Source organism: Actinoplanes italicus, assembly GCF_003001815.1.
Lineage (GTDB): Bacteria > Actinomycetota > Actinomycetes > Mycobacteriales > Micromonosporaceae > Actinoplanes > Actinoplanes italicus.
The window spans coordinates 606,360-617,954 of the sequence record NZ_PVMZ01000002.1; the positions used below are offsets into that span (position 1 = coordinate 606,360).

Sequence of the window (11,595 nt, forward strand, 5' to 3'; positions counted from 1 at the left end):
CGCCCATAATCGGACACCGGTGACGGCGGGCACGTGCCCAGTGACTGACTGTTATGTCGGTCGTGTTCTAGCGGGCCAGGCCGAGCGCCTCGGCGGCCGCCCGGCTGTTCGCGAGGCTCGCGCCGTGCGTGACGACGAAGGCCTGTACCCCGGCCGGCCGCCACGACGACGGCCAGCCCATCTCGACCACACCGATCGGCCGGTCGATGGCCAGCTTCTCGACCAGGGTGCGTGCCGCCGGAGAGCTGTGGATGCGACGCCCGACGACCACGATGGGCCGGTCACCGGCACGCTCCGTGATCGACTCCGCGGTGGTCTCGGCGGCCACCACCTCGATCTCCTCGGCGTTCGCCAGGTGCGGGGCCAGTCCCCACGGCACCTTGCCCTCGGCGATCGAGTAGCCGGCCACGAACCTGACCACGAGCGGGTCGCGCAGTTCGTCGTCCGAGCCCTCGAACCGCATGCCCTGGCGGGCTGCCTCCACGCCGAGCGCGAAGTCCGGCCGGCCGGCGGCGTCAACCGGGCGGAGGGTGGCGGCGGCGGCCAGTTCGGCGGTGCGGGCCGCGGCGTCCTCCAGGCGGGCCAGGCTGAGGCGGCCGTCGGTGGTGGCCGCCGCGATCTCGGCGGCGACCGCCTCGACCAGCTCCAGGTCGACCACCGCGCCGATGCAGAGCAGGTCGGCGCCGGCGGCGAGGGCGGCGACCGCGGCCCGCGGGATGCTGCCGGCCGCTCCCGCCGCACCGCGCATCTCCAGCGCGTCGGTGACGATCGCGCCCCGGAAGCCGAGCTCGTCGCGGAGCAGCCCGGCCAGCGCTGCACGGCTGAACGTCGCCGGGCCGGTGCCGGTCAGCTCGGGCACCCGGATGTGGGCGCTCATGATCGCGCGTACCCCGGCCTCGACCGCGGCCGCGAACGGCGGCAGGTCCCTGGTGCGCAGCAGCGACAGCGGCACGTCGACGGTGGGCAGCTCGAGGTGCGAGTCGCTGACCGTGGCCCCGTGCCCGGGGAAGTGTTTGGCGCACGCGGCCACTCCGCCGGACTGGAGTCCGGTGACGGCCGCGGCGGTGTGCAGGGCCACCAGCGACGGGTCGGCGCCGAAGGACCGGGTCCCGATGATCGGGTTCTCGGCCGCGGTGTTTACGTCAACAGTCGGCGCCAGATCGAGGTTGATGCCGACGGCGGCCAGGTCGGCGCCGATCGCGGCGTACACCCGGCGGGTCAGGTCCGGGTCGCCGGCCGCCCCGAGGGCCGCGTTGCCGGGATAGGCGCTGCCGGTCCGGTGGCCGAGCCGGGTGACGTCGCCGCCCTCCTCGTCGATCGCGATCAGCACGTCCGCCCGGGCGTCGCGCAGTTGCGCGGTCAGCCGGGCGACCTGACCGGGATCGACCACGTTGGCCCCGAACAGGGTGTGCCCGGCGAGCCCGTCGAGCAGGAGGTCGCCGGCCCATTGCGGCGCCTCGGCGCCGGGAAATGCGGCGAGGAGGGTGCGGAGGGCCAGTCGGCGGAGGCCGGGGTCGATCGCCATGGTGTCCTTCCGATGACGCAACTCTGGCCGCGAGGGGCCACTAGCTGCCATGATCGCTCGGAGTCGATAGCCACCTTGCGGTTCGGCGACATTGCCTACCGTTACGCTGCGGCTGCGTGTCGTGCGTCGACACTGTAACAGGAAAGAATCCTTTCTATTAGGGGACTACGTTATGGCCGCCACTCGCCTTCCGGGCACACCCCGGTTGCTGCGCGCTCTCAACGACCGCGCCGCGCTGGATCTGCTGCTCAACCGAGGCCCGCTCACCCGGGCTCAGCTCGGCGAGATGACCGGCCTCAGCAAGGTCACCGCATCCCAGCTGGTGGAACGGCTGGAGGAGCGTGGCCTGGTCCGCCGCGTGGGTGAGCAGGCCGGTGGCCGCGGCCCGAACGCGCAGCTCTACGCCGTGACGCCGTCCAGCGCGCACGTGATCGGCGTCGAGGTCGGCCCGGACGGCGTCGTCGCCGCGTGCGCCGACATCACCGGCACCGTGATCAGCCGGGTCGAGCAGAGCACCAAGGACACCGACGACCCGGTCGGTGTGGTGCACAACGCCGTGGTCCAGGCCGCGGGCGAGGCCGGCGCGGACATGTCCTCGGTCCGCCGGGTGGTGCTCGGCACCCCGGGCCTGGTCGACCCGCAGTCCGGCGAGATCTCGTTCGCCCACGATCTGCCCCGCTGGCACCGCGGCCTGCTCGCCGATCTGCGCCGCGACCTGAACATCCCGGTCTTCTTCGGCAACGACGTCAACCTGGCCGCGGTGGCCGAGCTGAGCACCGGCGCCGCCAGCGGGGTGACCGATTTCGCACTGGTCTGGATCGGTCGTGGCGTCGGTCTCGCCACGGTCATCGCCGGCCGTCTCCACCAGGGCGCCACCGGTGCCGCCGGTGAGATCGGCTACCTGCCGGTGGCCGGTGCCGAGGTGCCGCACAACGCGTCCCGGCGCGGTGTGAAGGGCGCCTTCCAGTCGATCGCCGGTGCCGACGCGGTCAAGGCGATCGGCAAGCAGTTCGGCTTCCGCGGCACCGAGGCGGCCGACGTGGTGCGTGCCGCGGTGGCGGCCGGCCCGGCAGGTGAGCCGGTCCTCGACGAGCTGGCCCGGCGGCTGGCGCTCGGTGTCGCCGCCACCTGCGCGGTCCTCGACCCGCCGCTGGTCGTGCTGGCCGGCGAGGTGAGCCGGGCCGGTGGTCCGGCGCTGGCCGACCGGGTGGAACGCGAGGTGGCCGCGATAACGCTGGTGTCGCCCAAGGTCGTGGTGACCACGGTGGCGTCTGAGCCGGTCCTGCACGGCGCCCTGCGCACGGCCCTCGACGCCGTCCGCGACGAGGTGTTCGGCTCGACCACGGACTGACGATCTCCCCGGCTGTGCGTCACCGCTGTCTCAGCGCCGTTGAGACAGCGGTATGCGAGAGCCGCGAAGATCCGGCTGTGCCGCGCCGTTGTCTGGGACGCGTTGAGACAGCGGTATGCGAGAGCCGCGAAGATCCGGCTGTGCCGCACCGTTGTCTGGGACGCGTTGAGGCAGCGGTATGTCACAGCTGCCCGGCACGCCGTCCGGCGTACACGGCCGGGCATGGTTGGATGGACGCGTGCGCGAGGCTGCCGTATCCATTCCGCCCGACGAGGACACCGTCATCGCCTTCGACCGCGTCAACGTGGTCCGCGGCGGGAACTACCTGATCCGCGACCTGTCCTGGCAGGTCGAGCTGGACGAGCGGTGGGTGGTGCTGGGCCCGAACGGCGCCGGCAAGACCACCCTGCTCAACCTGGCGTCCGCCCGGATGCATCCGACACGCGGGACCGCGTATGTGCTCGGCGAGAAGCTGGGCCGGACCGACGTGACCGAGCTGCGGACCCGGGTCGGCATCACCACCGGCCGGTTCGCCGAGCAGGTGCCGCCGTCCGAGCGGGTGCTCGACGTGGTGGTGACCGCCGCCTGGTCGGTGGTCGGCCGCTGGCGCGAGAGCTACGACCCGCAGGACGAGGCCCGCGCCCGTGAGCTGCTCGACCAGCTGGGCATCGCCGGGTTCGCCGATCGTGAGTTCGGCACCCTGTCCGAGGGGGAGCGCAAACGCACCCAGATCGCCCGGGCGCTGATGACCGACCCCGAGCTGATGCTGCTCGACGAGCCGACCGCCGGGCTCGACCTGGGCGGCCGGGAGACCCTCATCGGCCACCTGGCCGAGCTGGCGATGGACCCGGACGCACCGGCCATGGTGCTGGTCACCCACCACGTCGAGGAGATCCCGCCGGGCTTCACCCACGGCCTGCTGCTGCGCGAGGGCACCGTGGTGGCGGCCGGCCTGCTCGGCGAGGTGATGACCGCGGAGAACCTGACGAAGACCTTCGGCCTGCCGCTGATCGTCGACCGCTTCGGCGACCGGTACACCGCCCGGGCCGGCTGATGACCCGGGTCGTCGTCGCGGGCAGCGCGAACATGGACCTGGTCGGGCTGGCGCCGAGCCTGCCCCGGCCGGGTGAGACGGTGCTCGGCGACGACTTCGTGATGACGCCCGGCGGCAAGGGTTCCAACCAGGCCATCGCCGCCGCTCTGGCCGGTGCCGGGACAACCTTCCTGGGAGCCATCGGCTCCGACGCCTTCGGCGTCACCCTCAACGCGCGGTTGGCGGCGGCCGGCGTCGACGTCGATCTGGTACGGACGAGCTACGGCTCGTCCGGTGTCGCGGTGATCATGGTGGACCGCGCCGGCGAGAACTCCATCCTGGTCAGCCCCGGCGCGAACCGCACCTTCGTCGAGCTCACCGACGAGGAGCGGTCCGCGATCGCCGCCGCCGACGTGCTGCTCTGCCAGCAGGAGATCCCGATGGCCACGGTGCTGGCCGCGCTGCGGGCCGGCCGGGCCGCCGGGACCAGGACGATCCTGAACGCCGCCCCCGCCCGTGTGCTGCCGTCCGGCCTGCTCGAGGAGGTGGACCTGCTGGTGGTGAACGAGACCGAGGCGCAGGCCATCACCGGCGGCGACGAGCCGGACGTGAAGGCGCTGCTCGCCCTGGTGCCGCGGGTCGTGCTGACGCTCAGCGGCAACGGTTCCCGCTACGCCGACCGGGACGGCGCGGACGTGCATGTGCCCGCGTTCCGGGTGAAGGTCGCCGACACCACGGCGGCCGGGGACGCCTTCACCGGCGCGCTGGCCGTGGCCTGGGGCGAGGGCCGCGACCTGGTCGACGCGGTGCGCTGGGCCAACGCCGCGGGAGCGGCCTGCGTCCGCCGGGTGGGCGCCAGCAACGCCCTGCCCGCCCGGGCCGACATCGAAGCCCTCTACGCCCAGGCCTGAGGCCCTCCGGCCGGGCCTCAGGCGCGGGCAGCGGTGAGGAACCGCTGGACCTCGGTGCGCAGCACCCCGGCGAGTTCGGTCAGGCCGTTCGCGTCGTGCTCGGTGTCGCCCTCGACGGCCGCCGCGATCCCGTCGATCAGGCCGCTCATCTCACGGATCCGGTCGGTCACCGAGCGGAGGACCCGGACGGCGTCCTCGGAGGCGAGCTGCACCGCGTCGACCTGGTCGATGATCTCGCCGCTGGACTCGCCGGTCTCGTTGGCGAGCGTCTTGACCTCGTTGGCGACCACGCTGAACCCGCGTCCGGCGGCGCCGGCACGGGCCGCCTCGATCGACGCGTTCAGGGAGAGCAGCTGGGTCTGCATCGCCACCCGGTTGATCAGGTCGACGGCGTTGCGGATCTGCCCGGAGGCCCGGCGAAGTTCGCCGACAGTGCCGAGGCCGCGCTCGGCGTCGGTGACCGCGGCCCGCGCGAAGCCGGCCAGCCCGTTCGCGGAGCGGCCCATCTCACCGGCGGCGGTGGCGATCCGCTCGGAGAGGGTCAGCACCGCGCTCTCCAGCTGATCGGCCAGTGTGATCCGGGACGCGGCGGCCGCCGCGATCTCGTCGGCGTTGCGGCTCATCGCGTCACCGGAGCGGCCGATCTCCTCGGCGGCCCGGCGGTACGCCCCGCCCATTCCCTCGGCCAGGAACTTCCGGTAGAAATGCCCGGCGGCGCCGGCCGCGGAGGCGGCTCCGGCCTCCCGGACGAACGCGTCGGTGCGGTCCAGCAGCTCGTTGAGCGCGGACCTCACCTCGTAGGCGGCGTCCGACTCCCCGATCCGGGTCAGGCGCGCCTCGAAGTCCCCCGAGGCGGCCCGCCGGCAGACATCGGCGATCTCGTACAACGCCTGGTCGTCGGTCACCGCCGGCCTCCCGTCGAGATGTCCCATACCAGTTCGTCGTACGTGCGGCCGCGTTCGGCCAGGACCCGTTGCAGGGTGTCGTGGCCGGCGGCGACCGCGTCCTGGGCCCGGTCGTGGCGGCGCTCGGCGGCCCGCAGCACGCCGTACAGGTCGTCGGCGGCGGCGATCGCGGCCCGGGACGGGACCCGCCGGTTGGAGTGGTAGCCGACGACCCGGCCGGTCTCGTCGAAGGAGGGCGTGACGTGCGCGAACACCCAGTAGTGCGCTCCGTCGGCGGCGAGGTTCACCACGTACGCGAAGATCTCCCGTTGTTGTCTGAGGGTGTCCCAGAGCAGTTTGAAGACGGCGCGGGGCATGTCCGGGTGCCGGATGAGGTTGTGTGGCTGCCCGATCGCCTCGTCCTCGTCGAGCGCGGACAGCCGCAGGAAGACGTCGTTGGCATAGGTGAGGATGCCGCGGGGGTCGGTTTTCGTGACGATCAGTTCGTCGGCGCCGAACGTACGTTCCTGACCCGACGGGCGTACCCGAATCAGTTTCATGATGTTTTGATTCTGCGGCCTCGACGGAGCCGGTGTGGCCCTTTCAGGACGCGCGGATGGTACTCACGAAACGGGACACCTCGGCCCGCAGCACCTCGGCGAGCTGCGACAACCCGACGTCCTCAATCTGGTGCCCGCCGTCGACCGCCTGTGCGATGCCTTCGACCAGCACGCTCATCTCGCGGATCCGGTTCGTCACCGCCTCCAGCACGCCGATCGCGTCAGCCGCCGACTGCTGCACGGTGTTGACCTGGCTCATGATCTCCTCGCTGGAGGCGCTCGTCTCGTTCGCCAGGTTCTTCACCTCGTTGGCGACCACGCCGAATCCGCGTCCCGCCGAACCGGCCCGCGCCGCCTCGATCGTCGCGTTGAGTGCCAGCAGCCGCGTCTGTGCCGCCACCTGGTTGATCAGGTCGACCGCGTGCCGGATCTCGTCCGACGACGTGCGCAGTGACGACACCGTGCCCAGACCCCGCTCGGCGTCGGCGACCGCCACCCGGGCGAAGTCGGCGAGCCCGTTCGCCGACCGGCCCATCTCGGTCGCGGCCGTGGCGACCTGCTCGGAGACGGTCAGCACGGCCGACTCCAGCTCGTCGGCGAGCGCCTGCCGGGCCCGGGCGGCGTCCGCGAACTGGGCCGCGGTCCGGCTCATCACCTGATTGGAGTGGGTGATCTGCTCGGCGGCCGCCCGGTACGCCCCGTCCAGCCCCTGGGTGAGGAAACGCCGATGGAACCGGCCCTCGGCGGCGGCGGCCGACGCGGCCCCCGACTCCCGGACGAACGCGTCCACGTGGTCGAGCAGACCGTTGATGGCGATACGGATCCGGGCCGCCCGCTCCGAGCCGCTGATCACCGGCACCCGCGCCTCCAGGTCGCCGTTGCAGGCCCGCTCGCAGACCTCGGTGACGAGCCGGACCGCCTCATCGAGGGCGGCGGCGTCGACGGTCTCCGGACGCGCCTTCATCGTGCGCCGCCGTCGGTGACGTCCCAGACCAGCTCGTCGTAGGTGCGGCCGCGCTCGGCGAGCATCCGCTCCAGGGCGGCCATCCCGGCGGCGACGGCATCGGGGGTACGGCTCTGCCGCCGCTCCTCGTCCAGCAGCCGGGCGTAGACCTCGCGGATCGCGGCGACCGCCGGCTGCGACGGCCGGCGCCGGTTGGAGTGGTAGCCGAGCAACCGGCCGGACCTGTCGAAAGAGGGCGTGACGTGTGCGTACACCCAGTAGTGGGCACCGTCGGAGGCGAGATTCAGGACGTAGGCAAAGATCTCTTTCCGTTGCTCCAGAGTGTCCCAGAGGAGCTTGAAGACGGCCCGCGGCATGTCCGGGTGCCGGATGATGTTGTGCGGGCTACCCAGGGCCTGATCCTCGGACAGCGCCGAGATACGCAGGAAGACGTCATTGGCGTACGTGATGACCCCGCGCGGATCGGTCTTGGACACGATCAGCTCGTTCTCGCCGAAGGTGCGCTCGATGCCGCTGGGTCGTACCTCGGTGGCTCGCATGATGTCCTGATCGTCGCCAATCAGGACGTTTCGCACCGGGGAATGCTCGAATCAGCGGGCGACCCGCCACGCCCACGCGACGAGCGGCACCTGCAGCGGCAGCCGTCCGAACGCGATCGCCCGCTGGGCCGGCGAACCGTGCCGCCAGTCCGCAGCCATCTTCACGTTCGCCGGGAAGACCGCGACGAACAGGGCGGCAGCGGCCAGCCCACCGGCCCGGCGGGTCCGTGGATGCGCGACGGCGGCGGCCACCGCGAGCTCGGCCACCCCGCTGAGGTACGTCCACGTGCGCGGCGAACCCGGCAGCGACCGGGGCACGATGGCGTCGAACGGCTTCGGCGCCACGAAGTGCAGCACGCCCATGCCGCCGAGCAGCGCGGCGAGTCCGGCCGCGTCCCGCCTCACCGCCGGACCGCCGGCTCGAGCGCCCGTTGCAGGGCTCGGTAGATCTGGCCGAACCGCTGCGCGTTGTTCGTGCGCATCAGCAGCACGTCACCGCCGCGGACCCGGCCCCAGATCTCCAGGGTCCGGGTGCCCCGGTCGTACGATCGGTCGACGCGTTCCAGCATCAGGTCGGCGACCGGCACCACGGCCAGGCCGAGCAGGATGCCGCCGACCACCATCGCCGCGGTCGTGCCGATCGAGAGGTCCATCAGGACGGCCAGCAGCACGGCGAGCGCGCCGACCAGAAGCGGTAGCAGGATGGTGAGTCCGAGAGCGCCGCGCCAGGCGATGACACCCCAGGAGCGGGCGCCCTTCGTGTACCACACCTGGATGAGCTCGGGCAGCTGGAACTCGCGGCCGTTCATCCAGACCCTGGACGATGTGATCAGCACTTCCGGATCCCGGTAGTACGTGGTCATCTTCTTCCTCCCCAGGGGACCCAGGTTAGTCGGTACCCGTCGTAGGCTGGCGGCGAAACGACTCGATGACGAGGAGGCTCCGGGTGGGCGGGTTCGTGCGGCTCGAAGTTGCGGACGGCATCGGCACGATCCGGCTCGACCGGCCACCGGTGAACGCGTTGAACGCCGCGCTCCAGGAGGAGCTGCTGGAGGCCGCAAAGGCGGTGACGACCGATCCGGCGGTACGCGCGGTCGTGCTGCACGGCGCCGGGAAGCACTTCGCCGCGGGCGCCGACATCACCGAGTTCACCACCGTGACGTACCAGGAGATGGTCGCTCAGTCCGGCGCGCTGTCCGGTGTCTGTGACGCGCTCGCCCGGATCCCCAAGCCGGTCGTCGCCGCCGTCACCGGATTCGCCCTGGGCGGTGGCTGCGAACTGGCCCTGGCCTGCGACTGGCGGGTGGTCGCCGAGGACGTGAAGCTCGGCCTGCCGGAGATCAAGCTCGGCCTGATCCCGGGCGCCGGCGGCACCCAGCGGCTGGCCCGGCTGATCGGACCGGCCAAGGCCAAGGATCTGATCTTCTCGGGTCGGATGGTCGACAGCACGGAGGCCCTGCGGATCGGTCTGGCCGACCGGGTCGCCCCCGCAGCCGGCGTGTATGACGCCGCGGTGGAGCTGGTCCGGCCGTTCACCACCGGCCCCGCCCTCGCCCTGCGCGCCGCCAAGCAGGCCGTCGACGGCGGCCTGAATCTTGACCTGGCCTCCGGAATCGCCCTGGAGGCGCATCTGTTCGCGGGCCTCTTCGCCACCGACGATCGGGTCGAAGGGACCACCGCGTTCGTCGAGAAGCGGGCCCCGAAGTTCACCGGGAGTTAGTCCCCTGACGCATCGGTGAGTGATCCTCACCGTAGTGAACATGCCTGACCGGATGGACCGGACACGGGCTGTCATTGCCTAGACTGCGGGCATGTCCATCGACCAGGGTGGTCCGAAGCGGTACGCCCTCGGCGTCGACTTCGGCACCTCCAACACCGTCGCCGTGGCGCGATGGCCGGACGGCCGCGCCCGCCCGATCCTGGTCGACGGGTCCCCGCTGCTGCCGTCCGCCGTCTTCGCCGACTCCGAGGGCAACGTGCTCGTCGGCCGTGACGCCGTGCACAGCGCCCGCCTCGACCCGGCGCGCTTCGAGCCCAACCCGAAACGTCGCGTCGACGACGGCCTGGTGCTGCTCGGCGAGCGCGAGTTCGAGGTCGTCGAGCTGATCGCGGCCGTGCTGGCCCGAGTCGCCGAGGAGTGGCACCGGGCCGTCGGGCCGCACCGCCCGGACGTCACCCTCACCTGTCCGGCCAGCTGGGGCGCGACCCGCCGGACCCTGCTGGCCGAGGCCGCCACGCGGGCCGGGCTCGAGGGTGCCCGCCTGGTCGCCGAGCCGGTCGCCGCAGCCACCTACTTCGCCGAGGTGCTCGGCCGTGACGTGCCGATCGGCTCGGTCGTGATGGTCCACGACTTCGGCGCCGGCACCTTCGACACCAGCGTGGTCGCCCGCACCGCCACCGGCTTCGAGGTGCTGGCCGTCGACGGCCGCGACGACCTCGGCGGCCTCGACGTGGATGCCGCGATCGTCGAACACCTGCGCACCGACGACTGGGCGCGGCTGATGGAACCGGCCACCGTCGAGGAGCGCCGCGCCCGCCGCCAGCTCTGGGACGACGTGCGGATCGCGAAGGAACGCCTCTCCCGCGCGCAGGCCGCCGACTTCGTGGTGCCGCTGCTCGACGTCGAGGCGCACCTGACCCGTGAGGAGCTCGAGACGGTCGCGCGGCCGGTGCTCGAGCAGACTGTTCAGATCACGCAAAATCTCCTGCGCTGGGCCGATCTTCCGGACGGCCGGCTGGCCGGCGTCTTCCTGGTCGGCGGCGCCAGCCGGATCCCGCTCGTGGCGACCCTGCTGCATCGTGCGCTCGGCGATCCGCCCGTGGCGATCGAGCAGCCCGAACTGGTCGTCGCCGAGGGCAGCATCCTGGCCGGCGCGGCCCTGCTCGCCACCGAACCGGCCGCGCCCGGCCCGACGGAGCTGCTGCGGCTGCCGTCGAAGTACCTCCCGGCCCGCGCCGAGGACCCGGAGTCCGACGACCGGCCGACCATGGTCGCCGACAAGCCGCTGCCACAGCGCGTCGAGGAGGACCGGCCCACCGCGCTGGTCGACAAACCGGTGCCGCTGCCGGCCACCACCCCGGTCCCGGCCGTCGCCACGAAGCAGGGCCCCGAAGCAGAGCCGACGACCGTCGACGACGAGGCCCCAGCCGAGCCGGCCGCCGTTTCCGCCGAAACCGTGGTGGTGCCCGCCCAGGCGTCGCCGACGGAGTCGAAACCGCTGCCCAAGCGGCCGAGTCGGCCGCCGCAGACCGGCCGGGCGCAGCCGGGGACCCCGCAGCAGACCGGGCGGACACCGCAGGGCACCCCGACGCAGCCGGGCCGGGCACAGGCGGGCCCACCGGCGCACCTGCGGCCGCCGGTCGACCCGTGGCCGCACGCCGCCTCGGTGACCTGGCGTCCCGATCCGGACGCCACGGTCGCCACCAGCCCGCCCGAGCACGAGAGCCGGACACCCGTACCGCCGAGGCAACCCGGACCACCGACGCGCCCGCAGCGGACGCAGCCTCCTCGGGCCCAGCAGCCCGTGGTCGTGCCGTCCCGCCCGGTCTCGCCCGCGGTGGGCTCCGCGCGCCCGGTCTCCCCGCCGCGCGCGACGGCCGCCGTGCCGAAACCGCAGCCCGCGCCGGAACCGGCCCGTGTGCACCGGCCACGACGGCGCGGACGGCTCCGGCGGACGCTGCAGGTGTTGCTCAGCCTGCTGGTGATGGTGACCGTGCCGGTCGTGGCGCTGATCCTGGCCTACGGCTACGGCAGCGACACCACGTTCGAGCAGGACGCCATCGCCGTGTTCAAGGACATCGCACAGCTGATCGGCCTCCGGTGAGCGA

Annotated in this window: 12 protein-coding genes; 5 read left to right on the forward strand and 7 right to left on the reverse strand. The window is 72.6% G+C overall.

Annotated elements, in window-relative coordinates:
* Window positions 1–67: 67 nt before the first annotated feature.
* Window positions 68–1,525 (reverse strand): glycoside hydrolase family 3 N-terminal domain-containing protein, encoded by a 1,458-nt coding sequence (locus CLV67_RS06760; protein ID WP_106316262.1) that lies wholly within the window; start codon window positions 1,523–1,525, stop codon window positions 68–70.
* A gap of 172 nt (window positions 1,526–1,697) precedes the next feature.
* Between CLV67_RS06760 and CLV67_RS06765 the strand changes: the two genes are divergently transcribed.
* From CLV67_RS06765 to CLV67_RS06775, 3 genes are all read left to right on the forward strand, one after another.
* Complete coding sequence (locus tag CLV67_RS06765) at window positions 1,698–2,876, forward strand: ROK family transcriptional regulator (protein WP_106316263.1); 1,179 nt, start codon at window positions 1,698–1,700, stop codon at window positions 2,874–2,876.
* Between the two features lie 178 nt (window positions 2,877–3,054).
* A complete protein-coding gene (locus CLV67_RS06770; protein WP_239165993.1) occupies window positions 3,055–3,930 on the forward strand; it encodes an ABC transporter ATP-binding protein in 876 nt (291 codons plus the stop codon).
* Window positions 3,930–4,820 (forward strand): ribokinase, encoded by an 891-nt coding sequence (locus CLV67_RS06775; RefSeq protein ID WP_106316264.1) that lies wholly within the window; start codon window positions 3,930–3,932, stop codon window positions 4,818–4,820. Before CLV67_RS06770 ends, CLV67_RS06775 begins: the two co-directional genes overlap by 1 nt.
* Window positions 4,821–4,837: 17 nt before the next feature.
* On the opposite strand, the gene CLV67_RS06780 is transcribed toward CLV67_RS06775, so the two are convergent.
* Genes CLV67_RS06780 through CLV67_RS06805 form a run of 6 tightly spaced genes read right to left on the reverse strand, consistent with a single transcriptional unit; the run spans window position 4,838 to window position 8,630 of the window.
* Window positions 4,838–5,725: a methyl-accepting chemotaxis protein gene (locus CLV67_RS06780; protein ID WP_239165992.1), complete on the reverse strand. Its 888-nt coding sequence runs from the start codon at window positions 5,723–5,725 to the stop codon at window positions 4,838–4,840.
* On the reverse strand, window positions 5,722–6,264 hold the full coding sequence (locus CLV67_RS06785) for a PAS domain-containing protein (RefSeq protein WP_106316266.1): 543 nt from the start codon (window positions 6,262–6,264) through the stop codon (window positions 5,722–5,724). The genes CLV67_RS06780 and CLV67_RS06785 overlap by 4 nt, the downstream gene beginning before the upstream one ends.
* Window positions 6,265–6,307: 43 nt before the next feature.
* Entirely contained in the window at window positions 6,308–7,228 is a 921-nt protein-coding gene (locus CLV67_RS54175) for a methyl-accepting chemotaxis protein (protein ID WP_106316267.1), read from the reverse strand.
* Window positions 7,225–7,803 carry a PAS domain-containing protein gene (locus tag CLV67_RS06795; RefSeq protein WP_239165991.1) on the reverse strand — a complete coding sequence of 193 codons (579 nt, stop codon included), beginning with the start codon at window positions 7,801–7,803 and terminating at the stop codon, window positions 7,225–7,227. Before CLV67_RS06795 ends, CLV67_RS54175 begins: the two co-directional genes overlap by 4 nt.
* A 15-nt stretch (window positions 7,804–7,818) precedes the next feature.
* Entirely contained in the window at window positions 7,819–8,172 is a 354-nt protein-coding gene (locus CLV67_RS06800) for a DoxX family protein (RefSeq protein ID WP_106316268.1), read from the reverse strand.
* Window positions 8,169–8,630 (reverse strand): DUF6232 family protein, encoded by a 462-nt coding sequence (locus tag CLV67_RS06805; RefSeq protein ID WP_106316269.1) that lies wholly within the window; start codon window positions 8,628–8,630, stop codon window positions 8,169–8,171. Before CLV67_RS06805 ends, CLV67_RS06800 begins: the two co-directional genes overlap by 4 nt.
* Before the next feature lie 83 nt (window positions 8,631–8,713).
* On the opposite strand from CLV67_RS06805, the gene CLV67_RS06810 reads away from it, so the two are divergent.
* Together CLV67_RS06810 and CLV67_RS53175 are read left to right on the forward strand one after the other, a co-directional pair.
* A complete protein-coding gene (locus CLV67_RS06810; RefSeq protein WP_106316270.1) occupies window positions 8,714–9,487 on the forward strand; it encodes an enoyl-CoA hydratase/isomerase family protein in 774 nt (257 codons plus the stop codon).
* Window positions 9,488–9,578: 91 nt separating this feature from the next.
* Window positions 9,579–11,591: an Hsp70 family protein gene (locus tag CLV67_RS53175; protein WP_239165990.1), complete on the forward strand. Its 2,013-nt coding sequence runs from the start codon at window positions 9,579–9,581 to the stop codon at window positions 11,589–11,591.
* The last annotated feature ends 4 nt before the right edge of the window (window positions 11,592–11,595 follow it).